Raw genomic sequence first — 24,718 nt, forward strand, 5'->3', positions numbered from 1 at the left:
CATGCGCTTCAAAGGCTCCACGATCTTCGTCACGGGCGGTGCGGGTTTCATCGGCTCCGCAGTCGTGCGTCATCTTCTCCGCGACACCCAGGCGCGCGTCGTCAACATCGACAAGCTGACCTATGCCGCCAATCTCGAGTCGATCCCCGACGCCGGGACAAATCCGCGTTATGCATTCGAGAAGCAATGCATTTGCGAGGCGGCCTCTCTTCGCAAGCTGTTCGAGAAATACCAGCCCGCCGCCGTGATGAACCTCGCGGCAGAAAGCCATGTCGATCGTTCGATCGATGGTCCCGGCGAATTCATCCAGACCAACATCGTCGGTACCTTCACGCTGCTGCAGGAAGCGCTGCGATACTGGAGGACGTTGAGCCCGGACGGGCGCGCGCAATTCCGCTTCCTCCACATCTCTACCGACGAGGTGTTCGGCTCGCTCGGCAAGGACGGATATTTCACCGAGACCACTCCCTATTCACCGAATTCGCCCTATTCGGCGAGCAAGGCGTCGTCCGACCATCTGGTCCGCGCCTGGCGTGAGACCTACGACCTTCCGACGATGGTGACGAACTGCTCGAACAATTACGGGCCCTATCACTTTCCCGAGAAGCTCATTCCCCACATCATCATCAAGGGCCTCGCCGGAGAGCCGCTGCCGGTTTACGGCGACGGTCAGAACATCCGCGACTGGCTCTACGTCGAGGATCATGCCAAGGCGCTCGCACTGGTGCTCGAGCGCGGTGCGATCGGCGAGACGTACAATGTCGGCGGACGGAACGAGCGCACCAACCTGCACGTCGTGGAGAGCATTTGCGATCTGCTCGACCAGATGTCGCCGCGCGCAGCGGGTTCCCGGCGCGGCCTGATCTCATTCGTCGCCGACCGTCCCGGTCACGATCGCCGCTATGCCATCGATGCTTCGAAACTCGAGCGCGAGCTCGGATGGCGCGCTGACGAGAATTTCGAAAGCGGTCTCGCCAAAACGGTTCGCTGGTTCTTCGACAACAAGCAATGGTGGCTAGCCATTCTCGATCGCGGCTATCAGCAGAAGCGCATCGGCTTGGGATAGGGGATCGATCGGCCGCTCGCGGTCCTGTCGTCCGGCCAGACATTGGCGCCCAGCCGGCCGCCTCGAACCGCAACAGAGATAAGCAAGCGGATGGACGAACTCTTCTTCGTCTGGATTCGCGGCCTGGACGGACGTCCCAAGCCGCAGATCTGGGACGCGGATCAATTTTCCGGCCCAGAATGGAAGTTCAGGCACGTCATCGCCCGGCATGCCCTGGATGTGAAGGCGCGCGGAATGGGGCTGGATATGCTGGCGAAACTCTTTCCTGCGCCGCCTGGCTTCGAAGAGTGGACCTAGGCTTCTGCCGTAGACGCGAAATCGGGCCGAGCGACACGGCTCTGCGTCATCCAGACTTTCCACGCACCTTCGTGCTTGGCATATAACTCCAGCCAGCGTTCCTCGCCGGGAGCAGGCCGGCCATCGTGCTCGCCCCGCATTGCCCGAGTTCGACCGCCCTCCGGTTCACTGTCGAGCCGCTCGAACTCGAAGGTCTCCTCGGGCGTAAGACCGATCAGAACGCGCTTGCCGACCGCATCGACAAAGTACCGCCGCGGCGCATTGTTGTCCTTGAAACCAGTCATGGCCGAACCTCTTTTTGGTTTCGACGGGGCGCCCGATCGCAGATCCCATTCAAACACGCGCAGCAGAGGCAATTGAACCGCTGCCACCGCGAGTTCTCCTGTCGACCGTCTCGATTTGGTGCAACGATCTCAGCTTCGAGTTGTGTCGAGATCGTGATGGTGGCCGCTGATTTTGTCGTCACCGACGGGAATTTTTGGGCAGCAGCGTGCGTGCTTCGTAATCGCTCGCATCACCCAACCAGCCAAAAGAAGAATTTGACTGCCAACAGGATGACGAAATACGCCCACCCCATCATTGCGATCAGCGCAACCCCGATAAAGACACCTTCGAACGCCCGCTCTCTCATCTTTGCTAGAGGCTTTTCTGACAGTGTTTTTTCAAGCATGTCGATCTTCTTCTATTCGTATCGTTCGCCGGATCATAGCCGAACGAATTCGACGATCTCGTGACGAATGAAGTCGAGAAGCAGTCGCCGCTCATTCGCGCCCTTACGGACATCGATCTTCAACGCATTTTGAATCGGCATTGCATGCAGCATCGAGCGACGGAACAATTTTTCCGACGATGCCATCGCGCGGATGCCCGATTTGATTCGAGAGATTGCAACTCTTGCGAGAAAATATCGCATTGCTTGACGCGAAGATCCCGCGAGCGGCCTCGGCGCAATCGAGGGGCCGCCCTGCGCCGACCCAACGTGGCGTTGGGGCGAGCGGAGGATCGCGATCAGCGCGGATCGGCTCGATCTCGAGAAACTCCGGACTTGTACGGAGCGCTGGGCGCCGATTTCGTCGCGTTAAGGTTGAGCGGTTAGCTTAATCCGCGTTGTTTGTTGCGAAGTCTCGCTGATCGCTTATCCATCTCCGCACCGGCTTCCCCAAAAGACCCGGCCCCACCCAAGCAAAGCCGTCGAGCGACATGGGTCCGCTGGACGGCTTTGCTGTTGTGACAATGCGAGAGGATCATTTCGGTTATGGCGCGGAAGCCCTGGTCGTTCAAGGAAGACCGCCGGCTCATGGAGCTGGCCAAATCTTCGACGTCAATCGAAGAAGCGGCAAGGCAGCTCGGTCGCTCGACGGACGCGATCAAGCGCATGGCCCTGCGGCTCGGCCTCTCACTGAAGTCCCGCGCCACCAAGAAGAGCTAAGGCAGCTCGCAAGGTCTCCCGCGACAGTGCGCGGACCTATGCGCCTCCTGCCACCAGAGGCGGATGTCAGCCGCAATGCGGCGCATCGGGACGCTTCAGCGCCCTCGATCTCCCCACGCTCCGATGTTAGACTGACCGGCGACGAAGACTGGACGCTGTCCCCGTCTCGCGGAGAACGGCCGCGCGGTCAGCTTCATGGTCTGTTGGAGGATTGCACATGTTGTCCCGCGCCCTCACCGTAACATTGTTTCTGAGTTTGTCCTCGATGGCCTCAGCGCAGGTTCCTGTGCGGTTCGGATTTCCGAACGGAGCACCGTGGTGCGCATTTGGCTTCGACTGCAGATTCCTGAATTTTCACGAATGCGCCGACTGGATCTATGATCCGGCGCGCAACTGCCTGAAGAATCCGTACTTCGCGGCGCGCTACCCCACAAATGTCGACAAGGGCTGGTCCTACAATCGTCGTTGAAGCTCGGGCCTGGCGACGGCACATGCCGGTCGCACCCGTTCCAAGCTCTGTGCCGGCACGCAGCGACCGGAATCTGCGAGTCTTAACGATATTCTCGGCTTTCGGGAGCGGCACTGCGGCCGAACGGCTATGATGCCGCGATGCGCCGGAACCATGTCATCGCAGCAGCGGCGATCTGCCTCGGTCTCATCGTCTATGCCACGCTTGCCACGTTGGCGGGACGACCGGTGCTCCTTGGCCATGCCGAGGCCTACTGGGTCGTCATCATCGAGCGCTTCAGCGCCTATTGCCTGCTCGGTTTCCTGCTTTCGTTCCTGCTGCCGGGACGCCTGAGGCTGGCTTGCGCCCTCGTGGTCGCCGTCGCGATCGGACTCGAGCTGCTGCAGGCGTTAATACCCGACCGCGATCCGGGATTCATGGACGTGCTGCAAAAGGGGGCCGGCGGCACTGTCGGAGTCATTCTCGCCCAGACAATTCTGGCGTTTCTTCCAAGGGCGCCGTCCTGACCCGAGCCGCGCCCGTTCGCTTCGTCGAGGCGATGCCCGGATTGCTCCGGCTGCCTACCTCGCCATCTGACCGCGCAGCTGGCTGTCCGGATTGGTGACCACGACCCCGGACATCAACCGATGGGTTTCGCGGAGAGCCGTGATCGCATGGTCGAGATCGAACTCGGTCTCACGAAGGGTCTCGTAGAACCGCGCCATCAAGGCGGCATTCAGCTTGACGCGGGTGTTTCCATCGCGGCTCTTGCGGCGATCGAGCGACAGCTGCAGCGCCTGTGCCCTTGCTTCCGCAGCACTACAGCCGTTGAGCGCAGCCAATTCGTCATATGTCATCCAGATCTGAGGCATGTCCCTGTCCGCCTTTTGTTATGAGCCTCAACCTAGATTTCACATCTAAAAGCAATCTTGCCGCACTGCGGTCGCCACATCCTTTCGCGACAACAACGTCAACGCAAAGCTAAGACGCGCGACGATCAGGACGGGGGAAGCCTGGAGGGCGTGATCGGAGGCCGCGGCCGCGACCGGCCGTCGAGCCCCTTGGGCAGTTTGTCGACGTTGAGTCGCACGATCGCGCATTTGGCGTCGGCCGGAACGACTTCGTCCTGGCTGTAGATCAGCGTCGCCTCGAAGTTGATTTCGGGCGCTTGCCTCGCCGTTCCCGAGCATGTCGCCATCGCGCCGCCGCTTGTACCGGTCAGATCGACCTCGACCTCATCGGGACCGAATACGCTCGGACTGCCCGCGGTATGCCGCTTCACGGTGAGGACGGCCGTGAAGCGCTGCTGATCGACGTGATAGGAGCCGCCATAGGTGAAGAAGCTGTCGCTGCCCGAGATCCGCCCATCGACCAATTCCACAAGGCCGGTGCCCTGAGCGTACGGAATCCTGAACCAGGCCGCGTATTTGCCGTCTCTCAGCATGAAGAATGTCCGTCGCAAATTTCACACGTATTTGCGACCAACTCTGGGGCGCGACAATGACCGATGCGCCGCGCATTTCGCAACGGTTAACGCCGTGCAAAGCCGATCCGTCAAATTGCCGGCGCTGAATGGACCACTTCGGCGGCGAACTAAAACAGTTCTATGCCGTCATCGGCCGGCTCGATCACCTCGACGCGGCGTGCGGCAGCGGTGGACGCAAGCCCGAGGGACTGCAGATAATCCCGGTGGACGTCGCGCTCGCGCTCCATCGTATAGCGCGCGAAGAGATCGTCGAGCAGCGCCTCGTCCTGCGGCCGCGGTCGATGCGTGCCTGCGCTTGCGGCCTCGAGCCGCGCAGCGACGGCCGGCAACGTGGCGGAGCTCTCACCGAGCGAGCTCATCAGGCCTTGCGCCGAATTCAACAGGCCTTCGAATTCGGCGCCTTCGTCGACGAGCCGGCTCATCAGCTTGCCGAGCCGTACATTGCCGGTCTCGACCTCGCGCAGCGCCTGGAGGATCTGCGGCTCGAGGTTGGCGAGCTGAGTGGGATCGCCCTGGACACGGAGCTCCTTTAATTCCTTGGCGGAGCGCTCGATGCCATCAAGGACGGGCCGCAACCGTCCGGCGCCGACCGAGACCTGGTCGGCGGTCGCCTTGAGCTCGTTGGCAATGACGACGAAAGCGCTGCCGCGGCTGCCGAGATGGCTCGCCTTGAGGCCCGCGTTCATTCCTATCAGCGTGATATCGACCGTGGCTTCGGCCAGGCCCGCAATAGCTTGCCGGAATTTCGTCAGCGTATCCTCGACGACCGCCAGCGCCTCGTCGACGGACCGGCCGGCGCTCTCGCAGGTGGCGATCAGGGTCGAGGCGTGGGCCAGCGTCTGTTTGATGCGGGTCAGGAACGATGACGAGGAGCCGTTCTCGCCGCCAAACAGCGAGCGACCGTGACCGACGACTTTGCCTGCATCATTGAGGATATCCGACAACGCCCGGATGATCTGGCCGATGTCGCCGCCGAACTCCCGCTGGGCGTCCCTGAGCTGGGCCGCCTGCAGCCGCACGATCGCATGCACGCCGTCTTCGCATGGGAGCGGCGCCGGAACGAGGCTCGGCTCCGAGCCGGACGAAAGGCGCAGGCCGTGGCAGACATGTTCCAGGCGTTGCCGCGTGCTGTCGCCGGCCTGCAAGGAAATGATCGCGCCGCCAACCGCCTCGGCAATCTTCCGCGTGCTGCCGCTGGCGAGGTCGGCGAGATGACTGCTCTTGCTGCGCTGGTCGCGCAGGCCGGAATAGGCGGCGCCGAGTTCGGAACTCTCCGCGGCCAGCTGATCGCCGTAGCGGCTCTCGAACTCCTTCTGCCGGCCGGATGCAGTGGCCACCGCCTCCGACAAACGCTGCTGATCCCGCGCACAAACCTCGATCGAGCCTTGCACGGCCTTGCCGAGATCGTAGGCCTCCTGGGTGAAGGCGAGAAAGCCCTCACGATCGCCGTCGAGCGAGGCCGCCTCGATCCGCGCGCTGCGCGCGATGATGGTGATCATCTGGATGTGCTTGAACAGCGGCTTCAGCAGCGCAGACGCCTCCGTCGTGTTTTTGCCAATCACCGCGAGCAGCGCACTCTCGGCCGGCAGCGCGCGCGCCAGCTCGCCGAGCCGCGCCGCGATCTCCTGCAGCGCAGTTGCGGCTCCCTCGATCTCGGCGCCGGAGAGTTCGCCGGACAGAGACGCAAGGCCCTGATTCAGCTCCTTGAAGATGATGTGTCCGCGACCGAGCTCGTTGCCGACGCGCGCAAACACGTCCTCGATGCGCGACGAGACGTCCTCGACCGCGGCGATCGCATCAGTCAACATGCTGGTGGGAGTGGCAGCCATCCGGATCAGCCAGCCGCCACGTGCCCGGCTTGGTACCAGTGCATGATCTCGCGCGGAATCTGGTGCAGCGCGACCACCTTCTCGACGCCACCATGCGCGATGGCTTCCTTGGGCATGCCGAACACCACGCAGCTTTCCTCGTCCTGCGCCCGGGTCGAGGCGCCGAGCTTGCGCATCTCCAGCATGCCGCGCGCGCCATCGTCGCCCATGCCCGTCATGATGACCCCGAGCGCGTTGGCGCCGGCATGCTGGGCCGCGGAGCGGAACAGCACGTCGACCGAGGGACGATGCCGCGACACCGGCGGGCCATCCTTGATCGCGACCTGATAGCGCAGACCGATGCGCTGGAGCAGCATGTGCCGGGCGCCCGGCGCGATGTACGCGCAGCCCGGCAACACTGGCTCACGATCCTCCGCCTCCTTCACGCGGATCTGGCAAATGCTGTCGAGACGCTTGGCGAAAGCAGCCGTGAAGCCCGCCGGCATGTGCTGGACGATCAGAATGGGCGGACAGTTCGCCGGCAGCATTTCGAGAACGTCGTTGAGCGCTTCCGTGCCCCCGGTCGATGCCCCGATGCACACGATGCGCTCCGTCGTCGGCCGAACCTTGCCCTGCACCGGCGGCGGGATGATGGCGTCGGCCGTCAGCTTCTTCTCGATCACCCTCCGCTCGGCGCGCGGCCGCACGCGCGCGCGCGCGGCCGACTTCACGGATTCGCGCAGCCGTGTCGAGCATTCGAGCAGCGCCTGCCGCGTATCGATCTTCGGCTTCGGCACGATGTCGACGGCGCCCGCCTCGAACGCCTCGAACATCACGTTCGAGCCTTCCTCGGTGAGCGAGGAGCAGATGATCACCGGGATCGGATGCTGCGCCATGATCTTGCGCAGGAACGTCATGCCGTCCATGCGCGGCATCTCGAGGTCGAGGATCATGACATCGGGGATTTCGTCCTGCAGACGCTTCGCCGCGACGAACGGATCGGACGCCGTCCCCATCACCTCGATCTCGGGATCCTCATTGAGTATCGTCTGAAGGATTTGGCGGACCGACGCCGAATCATCCACGATCAGCACGCGAACCTTTTCCTTGGGCATCTCGAGCGCGCCCCCAATCAGACCTGGAAGATGGTTGGCTGAACTTGCTTCAGACCCGGAACGGCGCTGTGAATCATGGATTCCGAGTGCCCGACCAGCAGGTATCCTCCCGGCCGCAGATGATTGCAGAGTTGCTCCACCACCTTTCGCTGCGTCGGCTTGTCGAAATAGATCAGCACGTTGCGGCAAAAGATCATGTCGACGTCCCGGTCGACCGGATAAGACGAATCCATGAGGTTCATCCGCATGAAATGCGTCATGCGCCGCAATTCCGGCACCACCCGCACCTCGCCGCGCGATTTGTCACGCGACGACAGGAAGTACCTCTTGACGAATTGCTCCGGCACCGGGGCGAGCACGTCGCGGGTGTAGATCGCCGTCTTGGCGAGGCGCAGCACCGCGGTCGAGATGTCGGTGCCGAGGATGCGGAACTCAAACCGCGACCCGCTCCGCGTCATGTCGTCCAGCACCATGGCCGCGGTATAGGCTTCCATACCGGTCGAGCTTGCCGAGCTCCAGACCTTCAGATTCGCGCTCCTGCGCTTGTGCGACTTGAGCAGCTCCGGGACGGCAACCTCCCGCATGAATTCGAAATGCTGTGGCTCGCGGAAGAAATCGGTCTTGTTGGTGGTCACCACATCGATGAGATGGGTGAGTTCGTGATCGAAATGATCTGCCTCGAACAGATTCTCGACATATTCGTTGAGGTCCGAGAAATTGAGCGCACGCACGCGCTTGTGCAGGCGTCCCTCCAGCATCAATCGCTTGCCTTGCGGCAGCTTGATTCCGACCTGACCTTCAATCAATTCGGCGATGGTGCGGAAATGACGGTCCGACAGATGCACGGCCATATATCCTGAACGGCAGGCATCATAGCTGCCTGCCTCGGGCCGGAACGACCGCTTGCACTGAATATCGGGTCATACCGACCATATTGCTTCCTACACGTCTACTGTAGCCGAAGACGGATCGGCTTGGCCGAACCGGCCAGGCCGATCCGTAAACTCCTAGCGCTGGAAGTCGGCGTCCCGATCATCCTCGTGATCGTTCAACTCGAAGGCAAAGCCACCGCCGCCGGCCGCCTTCATCGCCCGTGCCGGCTTGGACTGCGCCTTCTTGGCCGGACGTTCCGCCGCCGCCATGTGCGCCGCCTTGGCGCGCAACTGGCTCACCGCCCGGTCGATCGGCGCCGCCGCCTGATCCTTTCCGCCCTGCTCGATGCGGAAATAGGCGATCGTCGCCTGGAGCTGCTCGGCCTGCGAGGCCAGCTCTTCCGAAGTCGAGGACACCTGCTCGGAGGCGCTGGCGTTCTGCTGGCCGACCTTGTCGAGCTGCTGGATTGCCTGGTTGATCTGGGCCGAGCCGACGTCCTGCTCACGGCAGGCCGCTGTGATCTCCTCGACCAGCTCTGCGGTCTTCTTGATATCGGGGACGAGCTTGGCCAGCATGGCGCCGGCTTCCTGCGCGACCTTAACGGTTTCGCCTGAAAGCGTGCCGATCTCGGCAGCGGCAGCTTGGCTGCGCTCGGCCAGCTTGCGGACCTCGGACGCCACCACGGCAAAGCCCTTGCCATGCTCGCCGGCACGCGCGGCTTCGACCGCCGCGTTGAGCGCGAGCAGGTCGGTCTGCCGCGCGATCTCCTGCACGATGGTGATCTTCTCGGCGATGGTCTGCATCGCATTGACGGCACGCCCCACCGCCGCACCGCTTGCTTCCGCATCCTTGGCGGACTGCGCCGCGATCTTCTCGGTCTGGTTGGCGTTGTCGGCGTTCTGCTTCACATTGGAAGCCATCTCCTCCATCGAGGAAGAGGCTTCCTCTGCGGACGAGGCCTGCTCGGTCGCACCCTGCGAGAGCTGCTCGGCACTGGCCGAGAGCTCCTGGCTGCCTGCCGAGACGTTCTGCGCCGCGGTGAGAGCTTCCGACACGATCTGCCGGAGCTTCTCGACCATGCGCTCGAGCGCGAGACCGAGCGTGTCCTTGTCGGATAGCGGCTTGGCCTCGATGGTGAGATTGCCCTGCGCGATCGCATTGGCAACCGCGGCCGTCTTGTTCAAGTTGACCGTCATCGCGTTCAGCGACTTCAAGAGATCGCCGATCTCGTCGTTGCTGGACGCTTCGATCTTGTGACTGAGATCGCCAATGGCGACCGCATCCGCCAGGCCGACGGCCTGAGTCAGAGAGCGGCTGATGTTGAGTGCAATCCAGATCGCGGCGACGACGGCAATGACAAGCGACGCAGCAACGAGAGCGAGCAAGGTGGTGATCGCCTGGCTGCCTTCGACCTTGGCCGCTTCGCTCTCCTCGGCCATCTGCTTCTTCACATAATTGATGTAGTCGTTTGCAGCGTTCAGCGCGGGCGTCGTGGCCCCAAGACCCTCTTTCATTGAGTGCTCGGCTGCCTTCGCTTTGTCCTGCTTGGCCATCCTGAGCGTTTCGTCCTGCACCGTATTTGAATGAGCGTAGGCCGACGCGAACGCATCGATCATCTTCTTGCCGGCTTCACTTGCACCGACATAGGCTTCGTCCTTGACCTTTTGGGCGCGTTCACGAAGCTGCCCGATCTGGCTAATGAAGTTGTTTTGCTCAGCCTCGGTCGCCGCCAGAATCGTATTCTTCTCGGCCCGCACCTGGAGCAGTACGCTCTCCTGAAGTTCCGCGACTTTCGCGAGGCGGGCCGCCCGGGCGGACAAGTGTCCAGTGGTGCTCACCGTGTCGTTGAGCTTCAGATAGGCAACGCCGCCGGCGACCATGGAGAGCAGTATGACGATGCCGAAGGCACTCGCGAGCTTGGCTTTGACAGTAAATCTCATCGTAATCTCGTTGTTTCGAATTGGGTTTGCTTAAGCCTGACCACGCGTTACTCTAGTGAACTCAGGCGGCGCGCGATGCATCGGCGCCGCGACCTTCCGGTATCTCGTCGTGGGCCATCAGCTTGGCCAGATCGAAGATAACGACGAACTTCTCGCCCTTCCGACCGATTCCGGCGGCATAATCGGACTGCCATTGACCGCCCACATCGGGCACAGGTTCAATCGCCTGCTCATCGATATCGGTCACTTCGAACACGCAATCGGCGACGAAACCGACGCCGACCAGACGGTCCTTCATCGGTACATCGAGAATGATGATGCGGGTCGCCTCTGTCGCCGCCACGCTTGGCAACCCGAGCTTGGTCCTGAGGTCGACGATCGGATAACCCGAGCCCCGCACGTCGATCATCCCGAGCAGGAAGCCCGGCGCGTGCGGAAGCCGCGAGATCGGCCGCATGTCGAGGATCTCGCGGACATTGCGAATACTGATGCCGAAGATCTCGCCGGCGAGCCCGAGCGTCAGATATTGAGAGGTTGCGGCCATTGCTAAGTCCGGAGTCAGATGGGTTAAACGGTGCTCAGCGTTGGAACTCGGCGTCGCGGTCATCTTCGCTGTCGTCCATGTCGAAGGCAAAGCCGCCGCCGCCGGCAGCCTTCAGCGCCCGCGCGGGCTTGCGCGCGGCCGCGGGCTTTTTCGCACCACGGTCCGCCGCCTGCATCTGTCCCGCCTTGTTGCGGAGCTGGGTGACTGCACGGTCGATCGGCGCGGACGCAGCGCTCTCGCCACGGCCGGCTTGCTCGATCCGGAAGAACGAGATCGTCGATTGGAGTTGCTCGGCCTGAGAGGCGAGTTCCTCCGAGGTCGAGGACACCTGCTCGGACGCGCTGGCGTTCTGCTGGCCGACCTTGTCGAGCTGCTGGATCGCCTGGTTGATCTGGGCCGAACCGACGTCCTGCTCGCGGCACGCCGCCGTGATCTCCTGGACGAGTTCGGCCGTCTTCTTGATGTCGGGCACCAGCTTCGACAGCATGCTGCCGGCGTCCTGTGCGACCTTCACGGTCTCGCTCGACAGCGTCCCAATGTCGGCGGCCGCGGCCTGGCTGCGCTCGGCCAGCTTGCGCACTTCGGAGGCGACCACCGCGAAGCCTTTGCCGTGCTCGCCCGCGCGGGCGGCCTCGACTGCGGCATTCAGGGCGAGCAGATCGGTCTGGCGCGCGATCTCCTGCACGATGGTGATTTTCTCGGCGATGGTCTGCATCGCCTGGACGGCTCGGCCGACGGCGACACCGCTGGCCTCCGCATCCTTGGCCGACTGCGCCGCAATCTTCTCGGTCTGGTTGGCGTTGTCGGCGTTCTGCTTCACGTTGGAGGCCATTTCCTCCATCGACGAGGACGCCTCCTCCGCGGACGAGGCCTGTTCGGTGGCGCCCTGCGACAGCTGCTCGGCGCTTGCGGAGAGTTCCTGGCTGCCGGCCGAGACGTTCTGAGCGGCCGTCAGCGCCTCGGCGACGATCTGCCGGAGCTTGCCGACCATGCCGTTCAGCGACTTGACGAGATCACCGACCTCATCGTTGCTGGTAATATTGATCGTCTGGCTGAGGTCGCCGCCCGCGACTGCACCAGCGAGACCGACGGCGCGTCCGAGCGCCCGGCTGATCGAGATCGAGATCCAGAGCGCCGCGGCGATCGCAGCCGCAAGCGAGATGCCGATCAGGGTCATCAACAGAAGCTGCGCCTGGTGACCTTCTTCCTTCGACTGAACGGCCTGATCGGCCATCTGCTTCTTGGTGTTTTGTACATAGGCGCCCATCGCTTCGAGCGCGTCCGCGACGACCTTGCGGCCCTCGTTCATCGAGCGCTCGGTCGCTTTCGCCTTGTCGGTCCTGGCCAGGTGGATCGTCTCCTCCTGGTAGGCATTCATCTTGCCGTATACCGTCGAGAAGCCGTCGAGCAGCTTCTTGCCCGCTTCGCTGGCGAGGGCATAGACTTCATCCCGGGTCTTCAGTGCGTCTTCGCGGCGCTTGGCGGCGTCGGCGGCGAATTGTTGGGCCTCGGCGTCGTTGCCCAGAATGGCGTTCTTCTCCGCCCGGAGCTGAAGCAGGATCGTCTTCTCGATTTCCGTGGCCTTTTCCATGCGCTTGGCGCGCAGGACCATGCTGTCGGCAGTCGCCATCATTTCGCCGAGCTTCATATAAGCGACGCCGCCGGCAACCATGGACAGCACGATGACCAGACCGAACGCGCTGGCCAGCTTTGCCTTGACCGTAAATCTCATCTTCAGCCCCTGCCCCTAAGCCCCTCGCGGAGCCCTAATCTCAATTCAGGATGCGTTCCATGTTGGGAACGATGACGAATTCTTCACGCCACTTCGCGATGAAACGGATGAACTCCGGTTTCCAGTGCATGCCGACGCGCGGCGTCTGCTGCACGTCGGTCTGCGAAATTTCCGTGACTTCGTAGACCCTGTCGGCGGTGACGCCGACCAGGACGGGTTCGTTGTCGAGCTCGATCTCAATGACGACGATCCGCGTCTCGGCGGAATCTTCGAGCTGCGGCATGCCGAAGCGGATCCGCAGGTCAGCCAGCGGAATGACGTTACCGCGTACGTTGATCACGCTGGGAACGAAGGACCGGGCGCCCGCGACCCTGGTCACCGGCACAGGATCGATGATCTCGCGGACCAGGCCGGCGTCGAGCGCGAATTTCTCCTCGCCAAGGCCGATCATCACGACTTGCATCGCACCGGACTGGTGTTCCGTCGCCAAACCATCGGTCATTACGCCGCCTCGCTGATATGCTGCTTCTCGACTTTCGACTGCGCCAGCGTGACGAGCTGCGCCACGTCGAGGATCAGCGCCGCCGTGCCGTCGCCGAGGATGGTCGCCCCGGAGAAAATCGTGACGTCCGAATGCAGTTTGGAGAGCGACTTGATCACGGTCTGGTGGTTGCCAATAATCTGGTCGGCGACCAGACCGACGTGGGTTTCGCCGGTCGAGATGATGATCGTCTTCTGGTGCCGATCAGGCGTGCCCGACGACGACATGAGCTCGCGCAGCCGGAGGAAGGGCACGAGGTTGCCACGCACGTTGAGGAAATTGCGCCCCCGGGACCGCTCATCCTCGGCGGTCAGCTCGATGCATTCCTCCACCGCCGACAGCGGGATGATGTAGCGGCCCTCGCCGACGCGGATCAGAAGGCCTTCGATGATGGCGAGCGTCAGCGGCAGGCGCAGCGTCACCGTGGTGCCCTGACCCGGCCGGGTCGACAGGTCGATCGAGCCGCGCATGTTCTCGATGGTGCGCTTCACCACGTCCATGCCGACGCCGCGACCGGAGAGTGCAGAAATGGTTTGTGCGGTCGAGAAGCCCGGGTGGAACAGGAATTGATGGATTTCGTGATCGGACAGCACGGCGCCGGCCGCGATCAGGCCCTGCTCTTCGGCCTTGGCGCGGATGCGGGCGGTGTCGAGGCCGCCGCCATTGTCCTTCACGGTGACGAGCACCTGTGCGCCGGAATGCACCGCCGCGAGCTCGATCCGGCCCTGCTCCGTCTTGCCGTTGGCAGCGCGCGTTGCGGTGTCTTCGATACCGTGGTCGATGGCATTGCGGATCAGGTGCACAAGCGGATCGGCCAGGCACTCGATCATGGTCTTGTCGAGCTCGGTATCTTCGCCGGAGGTGACGAACTCCACCGGCTTCGACAGATCGCGCGACAGGTCGTGGACCAGGCGTCGGAAGCGACCGAACAGCGAACCAATCGGCACCATGCGCGCGCCCATCGTGGTATCGCGCAAGGACGAGGCGAGGCGCTCGATCTCTTCGGCGATCATCTTGATTGAGAGATCTGAACCAGCGGATGCGAGCTGGGTCAGGCGCGCCTGCGCGATCACCAGTTCGCCGACCCGGTCCATCAACTCGTCGAGGCGCTCGGCTTGGACACGGACGGTGGCGATGCCGCGATCGTCGCGCTTGGCTTCGGCCTTGGCTTCAGTCTTGGCTTCAGTCTTGGCTTCAGTCTTGGCTTCAGTCTTGGGTTCGACCTTTGCTTCGACTTTGACTTCCGCCTTTGCTTGCGGCCCGGGCTCCGCCTTGGCGACCGGCTGCTCCACGACGGGGGCCTCGACGGCCAGTGCCGGCATCTCGGCCGCCAGCGCGGGCTCCTCGTCGGCGAGCTGGAACAGCGGCGCCGGCGCGGGCGCTTCGACATGCTCCAGCGGCGAAAGCGTCAGCTTCATCTCGTCTGAGACGAACATGAAGACGTCGTCGATCGCGGCCTTGTCGCAGGCCGCGTGCAGCTTGACGTCCCACTTCAGATAGCAGTCTTCCGGCTCCATCTCGTCGAGGAACGGAACACCGTCGGTGATCGGCACAACGAAGCACGGGCCGAGCTTGCAGAGATCTTCCAGCAAATCGAGCGGGTTGGAGCCGTTCCGCAGGATGTGGGATTCGAATTCCAGGAAAAGATGCCAGCCGGCCTGCTTGCTTTCGACGGGCGCGATCGGCGGCGCTTCCGCGAGCTCGACGATGGGAGCGGCGGGCAGGTCCGATGACACGAAGCGCTTGAGGTCGTCGAGGATGGCTTCCCCGATGATATCGTCAGTCGACTGCGGATCCTCGATCAGCGCGCGGATATAATCCTTGGCGGCGAGCGCGACCGAGATCAGCTCCTGGGTCGGCCTGATCTCGCCCTTGCGGACGCGATCGAAGGCGGTCTCGAATTCGTGAGTGAAGGAGGCGACCTTGTCGAAACCGAACATGGCGCCGGAGCCCTTGATGGTATGCAGGGCGCGAAACGCGGAATCGACCAGCTCACGGTCGTCGGGACGCTGACCGAGGTCGAGCAGGGCTCCTTCCAGAACCTCGAACAGCTCGCTCGCTTCCTGGCGGAAGATCTCGGTCGGGTCCATCGCACTCATGCGCGCACCAGTTTCGCAACGACGGCGAGCAGTTGCTCGGGCTTGAACGGCTTTGTAATCCAGCCGGTCGCGCCGGCGCTCTTGGCTTCCTGCTTCACCGTGTCGTTGGATTCGGTGGTCAGGAACACGATGGGCATGCCGACCGCGCTCGGCAGCTTGCGCAGCGCCTTGATCAGCTCCAGCCCGTTCATGACGGGCATATTGAGGTCAGTGATGACGAGATCGAGCTTGCCGGCCTGCGCCTTGGCGAGGCCTTGCGCGCCGTCGCCGGCCTCGATCACGCTGTGACCGGCCGGCTCGAGCACGACCTTGATCATCTGCCGGATGCTCGGGGAATCGTCGACCGTGAGGATCGTGGCCATTAGATGCCATCTCTCTTTTGCGGGAAATGCTGATCGATCATTGCCTCGCTGGCGAAGCCGGCGCGGCGAAGGGTGTTGCGCAGAGACTGGGAGAACGATGTGAGCACCACCGGCCGGCCCTGGGCCTCGCCGGTCTTGGCGGTCGACAGCAGAAGCTGAATTGAGGTCACGTCAGCCTTGTCGACGCTCGAGCAATCGATCTCGAGCCGGTCCTGTCGGCCGAAGGCTTCGCGGATCAGGTCGTAGACCCCACGGATCGCAGCAATGCTGCAATCCGCAGGCAGCCGCAGGGACCACTTCGGCTCAGTGACATCAGACGACATTCGTCCCCCAAATTTACTGGAAGCTCCGCTGCCCGTACGGCGCGAATCCCCTGCGGGGACTATCCGGGTACGAGAGTATGCAAACCCCTAATGGGATGGTCCGTACAACTACGGGTCACAATCCCGATAACTTCGCCTATGCATGCAAACGTGCACGACCCGCTCAAATCTCATGCATGGTCGAAGCAGTTTGCCGCGGCGGGGCATTTGCTCCGCGTTAAATCGCCCGCGCTATTCATTGAGATCACGCCTCGCCATCCGAATGAGTCCGGCCGCCGATGCTGACCCAAGCGCTTCTGGTTGATGACAGCCGCTCTGTCCTCAATTTCTTGAAACGTCATATCGAAGCGGACAGCCTCGTCGAGGCCACCACGTTCCTCGATCCCGTCGAGGCGCTGGCTTGCGCGCGCGAACGCGTCTTTGACCTCGTGCTGGTGGACTATGAAATGCCGCATATGGACGGCATCAGCTTCATCCGAGCGCTTCGGGCGCTGCCGGGCTGCACCGACATTCCGATCGCGATGATCACGTCGCGGCAGACCGACGACGTCAAGATGGAAGCGCTGCAGGCGGGTGCAACCGATTTCCTACCCAAGGCACCGCAAAGCGTCGAAATGACGGTACGCCTGCGGAATTTGATTCAGCTTGGTGCAGCCGTACGCAAGCTAAACGATCGCGCGGCGCATCTGGCCAGCGAGGTCGCTGCCGCGACACGCAAGCTCGGCGAGCGCGAGGAAGAGATCATCCTGCGGCTCGCGCTCGCGGTCGAATATCGTGACAACGACACCGGCGAGCATACCCTGCGGGTCGCCCGCTACAGCCGGATCATCGCCGAACAGCTCGGCCTCCCCATCCGGGTCTGCCGGGACATCTATCTCGCCGCCCCCCTGCACGATGTCGGCAAGGTCGCCATTCCCGACGACATCCTGCTCAAGCCGGGCAAGCTGACCGACATCGAGATGGCAGTGATCCGCACCCATGCGACGATCGGCGAAAAGATTTTAGCCGATTCCAGCTGCGAGCTGATCCAGCTCGGTGCGCAGATCGCCGCAGGCCATCACGAGCGCTGGGACGGCGCGGGCTATCCGAACGGCCTTAGGGCGGACGAGATCCCGATCGCGGCGCGCGTGGTCGCGGTCGCCGACGTCTTCGATGCCCTGACGACGCGGCGGCCATATAAAGAGCCGATGCCGCTGGACTTGGCGCGTGACTATCTGATCGAGAACCAGGGACGGCAGTTCGACCCGGCCTGCGTCGAAGCCTTTCTGTCGCGCTGGGATGAGGTGCTGGGCATCGCGCCCCGGCAGAGCGCGACGCCGCTTCAAAACTCCGAGGCTGCCTCGCACTCTTTATAATGTGGTAGCGCCCGGGGAGCCTCCGGACCGGGGCCGCCCGCCGGAGACCACCGCCGTCTGATAGGCGGATGCATTCACCGTTTGCCGAGGCGCGGTTTTCTGCCATCAAAGCTTTGAACCTGTTCCCGCCAGGGTGCACCAATACCAGGGGTGATTCTGATCACACTTGCCTGGAGCCTTTTTCTGCTAGGCTCGCGCCGGGCGGGGATCAGTCGCATATCGTTCGAACTGGATGAGAAAATCATGAGAAGCCTGATCGGCGCCGTCGTGGGCGTGCTTTGCCTGAGCGCGCCGGCTGTCGCGCAGACACCCGCCGCCATTGTCGAGGACGTACAGGGCAAGGTCGCCGGCATCGAATTCATGGACTACGTGGCGGCCGGCAAGATCATCAAGCTCGGCCCCAAGGCCGGCATCACGCTCAGCTATCTCAAATCCTGCCTGCGCGAGACCATCACCGAAGGCGTCGTGCTGGTCGGCGCGGAGCAGAGCACCGTACAACTCGGCAACGTGGAACGTGTCAAAGTGCCGTGCGATGCCAACGCCGTGCAGCTCTCCGAGCGCGAGGCGAACCAGAGCGCGGCAACCACGTTCCGCAGCATGCGAGCCGATGGTGGCAGCGCCCCGGCCAAGCTGCCGACGATCTACGGAGTCGCGCCCCTGATTCAAGCCAGGAGCGGCAGCACGCTGGTGATTGAACGCACCGACGGCCAGGAACCGACAATTACACTTCCGCTGAAGAACGACATCATGGTCGCCAGAAAGTTCTACGATCTTTCGAAAGCCGGCAAGTCTCTGACGCCGGGCGGCAGCTATCTCGCAAAGCTCGGCAACAAGCGCTACGCCTTCCAGGTCGACGCCAGCGCGACCGCGTCGCCGACCCCGATCGTCGGCCGGCTGCTGCGGCTCGAATAGAGGACCCGCGACGGCAACGATGCGGCGGATCGGCAGACGGGACATCGTTGCGGCGATCCTGATTGCGCTTGTTGCGGGCGCGGCTGTCACGTCTCCACCCCTCGAGCGACTGCACGGTCTCTCGCTCGACATTCTCACGGCGTTGCGCTGGATGCTGGTTGGCGACCGCCGCGATCCCGCGACATCGCCGGTCGTCGTCGTCGCGATTGATGGGGAGACTTACGAGACCCCGCCGTTCAAGGGATCGCCGACGCAGACGTGGACCCGCGAGATCGGGCGGGTGCTCGGCAGCATCACCGAGGGCGGCGCCAAGGTCATCGGATTCGACGTCATCTTTCCGAGTTCGATCGAGCAGTCGGAAATCCCCTTTGGCGATACCTCGTTCGGCAGCCGAGTGAAAGGATTTGACCGGGACTATCTGATCACGCTCAGGAAGCTTTCCGACAGCGGCAAGCTCGTGCTCGGCGAGATTCTCAGCAACGACCATCCGGACAGACCCGATCGCGCGCAGCAATTGGCGGTGAAGAACAACATCCGCGCGCTCAACGTCCATACCGACCCCGACAACGTGATCCGGCGGATGCCGCTGAGCTTCTCCATCGAGGGACGGCCGGTGCCCGCAATGGCCGTCGAACTCGCGGCGCGCTCGCTCGGTGCAAAGCCCGAGACCGGACCGGGCGGCGTGACGCGCTTGTCGGACTATGCGGTTCCGAGCGCGGTCCCCAATACGGTCACACTCAACTTCCGCGGCATGGGCCGCGACATCCCGACCTATTCCTTCGCCGATTTGCGCGGCTGCGTCGAGAAAGGAGATACCGACTTCTTCCGCCGCGCGTTCGACGGCAAGATCGTGTTGCTAGGCAGCCTTCTTACCTTTGATGACCGCAAGCTCACCTCAATGCATTTGGCCCGCGGCTATGACGGGACGCCGGTGGCGCGATGCGCCCTGCCCGCGCCTGCGATCGCAGCACGAGCAGCGCGCAGCTCGGTCGCCGGCGTCTTCGTCCATGCCACGGCCGTGCGAAATCTGCTCGAGCATGATGCCATCACCGAGCTCGGCTTGCCGCTGCGGCTGATTCTGACGATCGTGTTCGCGGCCCTCATTGCGACTGCCGCCTGCCTGCTCGCTCCGACCAGCGCAGCCATCACCTGGCTCGGGCTCACCGTCGCCTACGCCGCTGTTGCCGTCAGCACGTTCGTGCACGCCATCGCACTCCCCCTGACCGAGCCCGTGCTTGCGGGCCTTGCAGCCCTCGCGATGATGATCGGCTACCGTTTCGTCATCGCCGACCGCGAGGAGCGCTTCCTGCGCAAGAGCTTCGCGTTTTATCTCGCGCCGGAGGTGATCGACAGCATGGTTGCATCCGGCAAGATGCCCGTGCTCGGCGGCGAGATGCGCAACATCACCATGTTCTTCGCCGATCTCAGCGGCTTCTCCTCGATTGCAGAGAAGATGACGCCGGCCGAGCTGGTCGCGCTGATGAACGAATATCTCTCGGCCATGACCGACATCATCGAAAGCCATGGCGGCTATGTCGATAAATACATCGGCGATTCCATCGTCGCGATGTTCGGTGCGCCGGCCGACGATCCGGATCACGCGCGGAATGCGGTCGCCGCCGCGCTGCAATGCCGTGACCATCTCGAGGAGCTCAACGACAGCCATCCCGCCTTCCGGGGCCGCGGCCTTGCCCACCGCATCGGGCTGAACAGCGGCGAGGCCGTGGTGGGCAACATAGGCTCGCGCCGGCGCTTCAACTACACCGTCATGAGCGACACCGTAAACCTCGCCTCGCGGCTCGAAGGCGCCAATAAATATTTCGGCACCGTGATCATGGCGTCCGAGATGACCGTGAACCAGAGCCGCAGCGCCTACACCTGGCGCGAACTGGACCTGATCAGAGTTCACGGTCGCGACGAGCCGATCAGGGTGTACGAGCCGCTTGCGAACAAGGACCAGGAGACCGAGGAGCAGAGCAACCACGCCGCAATTTACGCCAAGGGGCTTGCGTGCTGGCGCGCGCGGGACTTCGCACAAGCCGCCCAGCTATTCGAAAGCACCGCCGGCGACGACCCGCCGTCGCGATATTTCGCCAGGCGTGCCCAGGCGCTGGCGGCGAATCCGCCGGCGCCCGACTGGACGCCAGTGAATACGCTGGAAGGAAAATAGCGCCACTCGTCTCATCTCGAGAATGACAGCGAGCCACCGCTCAGAACGGCAGCCCCACATAATTCTCCGCGAGCAATCGCTGCGCCGTCTCGGACGAGAACAGGTACTCCAGCTCGGTCTGCTGGAGCCGATCCTCATACTCCGAGCGGTCGGGGAAGCGGTGCAGCATCATCGTCATCCACCACGAGAAGCGCTGCGCCTTCCAGATCCGCGCCAGCGCCTTGGCGGAATAGCCCTTCAGTCCGGAATCGTCGCCCTGCTGATAATGCGCCAGCATTGCGTGATAGAGATAATAGATGTCGGAGGCAGCACTGTTCAGCCCGCGCGCGCCGGTCGGCGGCACGATATGGGCGGCATCGCCGGCGAGGAACAGGCGGCCATAGCTCATCGGCTCCGCGACGAAGCTGCGCAGCGGCGCGATGCTCTTTTCGATCGATGGGCCGGTGACCAGTCGCGCGGCGACCTCGTCCGGTAAGCGACGCTTCAGCTCGGCCCAGAATGCATCATCCGACCAGTCCTCGACCTTGTCGGTGAGCGGCACCTGGACATAATAACGACTTAGGACCTGCGAGCGCAGCGAGCAGAGCGCGAAGCCACGGTCGTGCTTCACATAGATCAGTTCCGGAGACACCGGCTTGGTCCGCGACAGCACCCCTAACCAGCCGAACGGATAGACCTTCTCATATTCACGCAGCACGTCCTTGGGGATCGATTTGCGGCTGACGCCGTGGAAACCGTCGGCGCCGACGATGTACTCGCAATCGACGCGGATGGTCTCGCCGTTCGCGCGATAGGTCACGTAAGGCCGATCCGATGTTAGATCATGCGGTGCCACGTCTTCGGCATTGTGCACCACCTTGCCGCCGAGACGATCGCGCGCCTCGTAGAGGTCGCGCGTCAACTCGGTCTGGCCGTAGACCAGCACGGAATTTCCGCCGGAGTGCTTGTGCAGATCGATATGGGAGAGCACGCCGTCATGAGCGATCTCGAATCCATTGTGGATTTCGCCCTCGCGGTCCATCCGCTCGCCGCATTGTGCCTCTCGCATCAGCCTGGCGAAGCCGTGCTCGAGCACGCCGGCGCGGATACGGGACAGCACGTGGTCGCGGCTGGATTTTTCCAACACGACCGTGTCGATGCCTTTCAGGTGCAACAGCTGGGACAGCAGCAGCCCGGACGGCCCACCACCGATGATACAGACCTGTACTTTCATTTTTCCGTCCTCCCGTCGGCACTTTTTTGCAGATTCCGCTGACAGGACCGATGGAGGCTTTCGCCATTGTCTTGTACTATTCGAACATGAGAACCACAGCTCCCACCCCGGCCATCCGGGTCTACAATCTGTTCGGCGAGTCCGGCGACCTGCCCGACGTCGTCCATTGCGAGACGATCGCGTCCCGCTCGGTGCTGCACGACTGGACCCTTGCCGTGCACCGGCATGCCCGGCTGCACCAGGTGCTGCTGATCGAGCGCGGCGGCGGCGAAGCGACGCTCGACGGACGGGTCGTGCCCTTGAAGCCGATGCAGATCGTCAACGTGCCGGTCGGTCATGTCCACGGCTTCCGCTTCACTCCGGGAACCCAGGGCTGGGTGCTGACCATCGCTGCGGAAATCCTGGACGAGGCGCTGCTTGCCGCCGAGGGGCTGCGCGGGGTGCTGTCGAGATCGGCCGTGGTGCGCGGCACGGCGCAGATCCGCGCCACGATGAAGCAGATCTTCGCCGAGCATGCCGCACGCGATTTCGGCCGGGCGCATGTGCTGCGTGCATTATCGGCGGCCATGATCGGTCTCGTGGCACGTGCGCTCACGGGCGAGAGCGGCAGCGGCGTCAGCGCAGAGTCAAATCTATTCCGTCGCTTCGAGGCCCTGCTCGAACAGCATCATCTGGAGCGCTGGAGCGTGGCGGACTACGCGAAGGCGCTCGCGATCACGCCGACGCATCTCAACCGCATCACGCGCGCGGCAACCGGCGATACCGCCTCGCACCTGATCCTGAACCGGCTGATCCGCGAAGCGCGGCGGAACCTCGTCTACACCAACCTGCCGGTCTCGACGATCGCCTACGCACTCGGCTTCGAGGACCCCGCTTATTTCAGCAGGGTCTACACTTCGGCCACCGGGCTTTCCCCGAGCGCCTTTCGCACACAGCTCCACGACGGGGAGTAGCGCGCTATTGTCGTGCCGCCTCGTGCCCGGACTCTGCGGACATATCCTCCGGATGCCTCTTCTCGTAGTGGAGGAAGAGGTCAAGCAATGCCAAAAGCACGATGACGATGCCGAAACCGATGCTCAGATGCATCGCGCGGGTGTGCGGAAATCCGAGCAGCCACGGCGAGGCAATCAGCCAGACGCCCATGAGAACGTTGATCCACTCCTCCCAATCACGGTAGGCGATGATGGCCGCAAGCGAGAGCACAACGATGATCGCACTCGTGATCCAAAGGTCGATCTTGCCCTGGCTGTTCGTCAGCTTGAACAGCCACGGCGATAGGAAGAGAACCGCCGCGAGAAACAGATTGTAGACGTCAGGGGCGGTTTCGCGCTCTTTCAGATTGCTCATGGGACCCTCCGCGAGGAACCTGTCGAAGCAAAGATCCAGAAGCGGTTTGGTTCCCAACCGATCGCGGCCGCTGGCTAGACTTTCGTCTCACTCACTGCCCGAAGCGACGCCGGCAACGGATACGGCCCCACCGTTGGATGGGGCCGTTTCATTGCAGCCGGGATCAATCAGACGTCGAAGAACACCGTCTCCTCAGGCCCCTGCAAATTGATCGTGAAGGAATACACGACCTTGCCGGCACGCTCGCCACGCTTTGCGATCAGGGTCGCCCGTCGCACCGGCTGCTCGATCAGATTGAGCACCGGGTCGGCGGCGTTCGCCGCCTCTTCATCCGAGAAATAGAGGCGCGTGTTCAATCCGATGTTGATGCCGCGCGCGACGATCCAGACGTTGACGTGCGGCGCGCATTTGCGACCCGCTTTGTCGACGATCGCGCCGGGCTTGATGGTCTCGAAAGTCACCAGCCCGCCCTCGAAGTCGGAGCCCGCGCGGCCCCAGCCGCGGAAATCCTGATCCAGCGCGCCGGCCGAGCGATCGGCCGGGTGGTTATAGCGACCGGCCGCATTGGCCTGCCAGATCTCCAGCAGCACGTCGCGCAGCGGCGTGCCGGTGCCGTCGAGCACCCTGCCTTCGAGCGTGATGCGTTCGCCCTGCGTGTTCGGCGTCACCAGCACATTGGAGAAGTTCTTTTCGAAGATGTCGAAGCCCGCCATGGCCGGGATCAGGCCGATATGGACATAGGGCCCGGCGGTCTGCGAGGCGGTTTCCTTGAGATAGTTGAGCGGCTGCGCCATGGATCTTAATTCCCCGCGGTGCGATTTTCGAAATAGGTGGAGCGCTGGCCGCGCAGGACGATGTCGAAGCGGTAGGCGAGCGAGTCGAACGGCGTCGAGGCGTTGAGGTCGAGTGGCGCCACGAGGCGATCGAGCGCGTCCTTGTCCGGGATCGTCGTCAGGATCGGGCAGATCGGGATCAGGGGGTCGCCCTCGAAATACATCTGCGTGATCAGCCGCTGCGCAAAGCCCGAACCGAACACCGAGAAATGGATATGGGCCGGTCGCCAGCTGTTGACGTAGTTGCGCCAGGGATAAGGCCCCGGCTTCACGGTGCGGAAATAATAGTAGCCGGTGTCGTCGGTCAGCGCGCGGCCGCAACCTCCGAAATTCGGATCGATCGGCGCAAGATACGTGTCCTTCTTGTGCCGGTAGCGGCCGCCGGCATTGGCCTGCCAGAACTCGACCAGCGTGTTCGGCACGCCCCGACCAGTCTCGTCCAGCACGCGGCCATGGACGACGATGCGCTCGCCGACGGGATCCCCGTCCTTGGCGTAGTTGCGGATCAGATCGTTGTCGAGCGGGCCGAGATCGTTGTGGCCGAATACCGGTCCCGTGATTTCGGAGACAGAATTCTCCAGCGACAGCAGCGACTGGCGCGGAGAACGCAGCACGGAGGATTTGTAACCGGGGGCGTGCGCCGGCGGATGGATCGAGCGGTCGCGCTGGAAGAAAGCGCCGTCGCCAAGCGGCGGGGTCAAGGGCTCGGGGCGGTTGAGGCGGGGATCGCGCAAGGCTGGTGCCTGGGCATTCATCGGCGGTGTCTCTCCCTCTGACCGCGACCGGTGCTGGCGCGGCGTGTTGGCGAGATCATCGCCCGGGCTA

Annotated in this window: 28 protein-coding genes; 9 read left to right on the top strand and 19 right to left on the bottom strand. The window is 63.2% G+C overall.

Features of this window, described 5'->3' with window-relative positions; translation table 11 throughout:
- Position 1 precedes the first annotated feature (1 nt).
- Positions 2–1,066, top strand: a complete 1,065-nt coding sequence (gene rfbB, locus X265_RS29320) for a dTDP-glucose 4,6-dehydratase (RefSeq protein WP_128967989.1) — start codon at positions 2–4, stop codon at positions 1,064–1,066.
- 90 nt (positions 1,067–1,156) lie between these two features.
- The gene (locus tag X265_RS29325) at positions 1,157–1,363 is read left to right on the top strand and encodes a hypothetical protein (RefSeq protein ID WP_128967990.1); all 207 of its coding nucleotides are present in this window, start codon (positions 1,157–1,159) and stop codon (positions 1,361–1,363) included.
- Here X265_RS29325 and X265_RS29330 read toward each other — a convergent pair.
- From X265_RS29330 to X265_RS29335, 3 genes are all read right to left on the bottom strand, one after another.
- Positions 1,360–1,734, bottom strand: a complete 375-nt coding sequence (locus tag X265_RS29330) for a hypothetical protein (protein ID WP_308421709.1) — start codon at positions 1,732–1,734, stop codon at positions 1,360–1,362. The two genes, X265_RS29325 and X265_RS29330, sit on opposite strands and share 4 nt — an antisense overlap.
- A 143-nt stretch (positions 1,735–1,877) precedes the next feature.
- Positions 1,878–2,033, bottom strand: coding sequence for a hypothetical protein (locus tag X265_RS40755; protein ID WP_164938846.1), 156 nt, complete (start codon positions 2,031–2,033; stop codon positions 1,878–1,880).
- A gap of 33 nt (positions 2,034–2,066) precedes the next feature.
- Positions 2,067–2,276: a hypothetical protein gene (locus X265_RS29335; RefSeq protein WP_128967991.1), complete on the bottom strand. Its 210-nt coding sequence runs from the start codon at positions 2,274–2,276 to the stop codon at positions 2,067–2,069.
- A gap of 342 nt (positions 2,277–2,618) precedes the next feature.
- On the opposite strand from X265_RS29335, the gene X265_RS40760 reads away from it, so the two are divergent.
- The 3 genes from X265_RS40760 to X265_RS29345 all read left to right on the top strand — a co-directional run bounded on the left by X265_RS40760 (position 2,619) and on the right by X265_RS29345 (position 3,767).
- Positions 2,619–2,792: a hypothetical protein gene (locus tag X265_RS40760; protein WP_164938847.1), complete on the top strand. Its 174-nt coding sequence runs from the start codon at positions 2,619–2,621 to the stop codon at positions 2,790–2,792.
- 217 nt (positions 2,793–3,009) lie between these two features.
- Positions 3,010–3,261 carry a hypothetical protein gene (locus tag X265_RS29340; RefSeq protein WP_128967992.1) on the top strand — a complete coding sequence of 84 codons (252 nt, stop codon included), beginning with the start codon at positions 3,010–3,012 and terminating at the stop codon, positions 3,259–3,261.
- A gap of 140 nt (positions 3,262–3,401) precedes the next feature.
- Entirely contained in the window at positions 3,402–3,767 is a 366-nt protein-coding gene (locus X265_RS29345; protein ID WP_128967993.1) for a VanZ family protein, read from the top strand.
- A 54-nt stretch (positions 3,768–3,821) separates the two neighbouring features.
- Here X265_RS29345 and X265_RS29350 read toward each other — a convergent pair whose 3' ends face one another.
- The 12 genes from X265_RS29350 to X265_RS29405 all read right to left on the bottom strand — a co-directional run bounded on the left by X265_RS29350 (position 3,822) and on the right by X265_RS29405 (position 16,063).
- A complete protein-coding gene (locus X265_RS29350; protein WP_128967994.1) occupies positions 3,822–4,112 on the bottom strand; it encodes a hypothetical protein in 291 nt (96 codons plus the stop codon).
- A 125-nt stretch (positions 4,113–4,237) separates the two neighbouring features.
- A complete protein-coding gene (locus X265_RS29355) occupies positions 4,238–4,684 on the bottom strand; it encodes a hypothetical protein (protein WP_128967995.1) in 447 nt (148 codons plus the stop codon).
- Between the two features lie 149 nt (positions 4,685–4,833).
- Positions 4,834–6,555, bottom strand: coding sequence for a chemotaxis protein (locus X265_RS29360; protein ID WP_128967996.1), 1,722 nt, complete (start codon positions 6,553–6,555; stop codon positions 4,834–4,836).
- A gap of 5 nt (positions 6,556–6,560) precedes the next feature.
- Positions 6,561–7,649: a protein-glutamate methylesterase/protein-glutamine glutaminase gene (locus tag X265_RS29365; protein WP_128967997.1), complete on the bottom strand. Its 1,089-nt coding sequence runs from the start codon at positions 7,647–7,649 to the stop codon at positions 6,561–6,563.
- A 17-nt stretch (positions 7,650–7,666) separates the two neighbouring features.
- Entirely contained in the window at positions 7,667–8,500 is an 834-nt protein-coding gene (locus tag X265_RS29370; protein ID WP_128967998.1) for a CheR family methyltransferase, read from the bottom strand.
- 156 nt (positions 8,501–8,656) lie between these two features.
- Entirely contained in the window at positions 8,657–10,462 is a 1,806-nt protein-coding gene (locus tag X265_RS29375; RefSeq protein WP_128967999.1) for a methyl-accepting chemotaxis protein, read from the bottom strand.
- A gap of 61 nt (positions 10,463–10,523) precedes the next feature.
- Positions 10,524–11,006, bottom strand: coding sequence for a chemotaxis protein CheW (locus X265_RS29380; RefSeq protein WP_128969459.1), 483 nt, complete (start codon positions 11,004–11,006; stop codon positions 10,524–10,526).
- 34 nt (positions 11,007–11,040) lie between these two features.
- Complete coding sequence (locus X265_RS29385; protein ID WP_128968000.1) at positions 11,041–12,738, bottom strand: methyl-accepting chemotaxis protein; 1,698 nt, start codon at positions 12,736–12,738, stop codon at positions 11,041–11,043.
- A 40-nt stretch (positions 12,739–12,778) separates the two neighbouring features.
- Positions 12,779–13,240 carry a chemotaxis protein CheW gene (locus X265_RS29390; protein WP_128968001.1) on the bottom strand — a complete coding sequence of 154 codons (462 nt, stop codon included), beginning with the start codon at positions 13,238–13,240 and terminating at the stop codon, positions 12,779–12,781.
- Positions 13,240–15,378, bottom strand: coding sequence for a chemotaxis protein CheA (locus X265_RS29395; RefSeq protein ID WP_128968002.1), 2,139 nt, complete (start codon positions 15,376–15,378; stop codon positions 13,240–13,242). The genes X265_RS29390 and X265_RS29395 overlap by 1 nt, the downstream gene beginning before the upstream one ends.
- Positions 15,375–15,740 (bottom strand): response regulator, encoded by a 366-nt coding sequence (locus X265_RS29400; protein ID WP_092300982.1) that lies wholly within the window; start codon positions 15,738–15,740, stop codon positions 15,375–15,377. The genes X265_RS29395 and X265_RS29400 overlap by 4 nt, the downstream gene beginning before the upstream one ends.
- Positions 15,740–16,063, bottom strand: coding sequence for an STAS domain-containing protein (locus X265_RS29405; protein ID WP_128968003.1), 324 nt, complete (start codon positions 16,061–16,063; stop codon positions 15,740–15,742). Before X265_RS29405 ends, X265_RS29400 begins: the two co-directional genes overlap by 1 nt.
- 278 nt (positions 16,064–16,341) lie before the next feature.
- Here X265_RS29405 and X265_RS29410 point away from each other — a divergent pair, with 278 nt between their 5' ends.
- The 3 genes from X265_RS29410 (at position 16,342) to X265_RS29420 (ending at position 20,500) form a co-directional block, all read left to right on the top strand.
- Positions 16,342–17,418 carry an HD domain-containing phosphohydrolase gene (locus tag X265_RS29410; protein ID WP_128968004.1) on the top strand — a complete coding sequence of 359 codons (1,077 nt, stop codon included), beginning with the start codon at positions 16,342–16,344 and terminating at the stop codon, positions 17,416–17,418.
- A 243-nt stretch (positions 17,419–17,661) separates the two neighbouring features.
- Complete coding sequence (locus X265_RS29415) at positions 17,662–18,330, top strand: hypothetical protein (RefSeq protein WP_128968005.1); 669 nt, start codon at positions 17,662–17,664, stop codon at positions 18,328–18,330.
- A 19-nt stretch (positions 18,331–18,349) separates the two neighbouring features.
- Complete coding sequence (locus X265_RS29420) at positions 18,350–20,500, top strand: adenylate/guanylate cyclase domain-containing protein (RefSeq protein WP_128968006.1); 2,151 nt, start codon at positions 18,350–18,352, stop codon at positions 20,498–20,500.
- 40 nt (positions 20,501–20,540) lie between these two features.
- Here X265_RS29420 and pobA read toward each other — a convergent pair whose 3' ends face one another.
- Positions 20,541–21,713, bottom strand: a complete 1,173-nt coding sequence (gene pobA / locus X265_RS29425; protein ID WP_128968007.1) for a 4-hydroxybenzoate 3-monooxygenase — start codon at positions 21,711–21,713, stop codon at positions 20,541–20,543.
- Between the two features lie 50 nt (positions 21,714–21,763).
- Here pobA and X265_RS29430 point away from each other — a divergent pair, with 50 nt between their 5' ends.
- Positions 21,764–22,666 carry a helix-turn-helix domain-containing protein gene (locus tag X265_RS29430; RefSeq protein ID WP_128968008.1) on the top strand — a complete coding sequence of 301 codons (903 nt, stop codon included), beginning with the start codon at positions 21,764–21,766 and terminating at the stop codon, positions 22,664–22,666.
- A 4-nt stretch (positions 22,667–22,670) separates the two neighbouring features.
- Here the strand turns inward: X265_RS29430 and X265_RS29435 are convergent, their stop codons facing one another.
- From X265_RS29435 to pcaH, 3 genes are all read right to left on the bottom strand, one after another.
- The gene (locus X265_RS29435) at positions 22,671–23,060 is read right to left on the bottom strand and encodes an SPW repeat protein (protein WP_128968009.1); all 390 of its coding nucleotides are present in this window, start codon (positions 23,058–23,060) and stop codon (positions 22,671–22,673) included.
- A gap of 167 nt (positions 23,061–23,227) precedes the next feature.
- Positions 23,228–23,854, bottom strand: coding sequence for a protocatechuate 3,4-dioxygenase subunit alpha (pcaG, locus tag X265_RS29440; RefSeq protein WP_128968010.1), 627 nt, complete (start codon positions 23,852–23,854; stop codon positions 23,228–23,230).
- A 5-nt stretch (positions 23,855–23,859) separates the two neighbouring features.
- On the bottom strand, positions 23,860–24,648 hold the full coding sequence (gene pcaH / locus X265_RS29445; protein ID WP_128968011.1) for a protocatechuate 3,4-dioxygenase subunit beta: 789 nt from the start codon (positions 24,646–24,648) through the stop codon (positions 23,860–23,862).
- Positions 24,649–24,718 lie beyond the last annotated feature (70 nt).

This window comes from Bradyrhizobium guangdongense, assembly GCF_004114975.1.
GTDB classification, from domain to species: Bacteria; Pseudomonadota; Alphaproteobacteria; order Rhizobiales; family Xanthobacteraceae; genus Bradyrhizobium; species Bradyrhizobium guangdongense.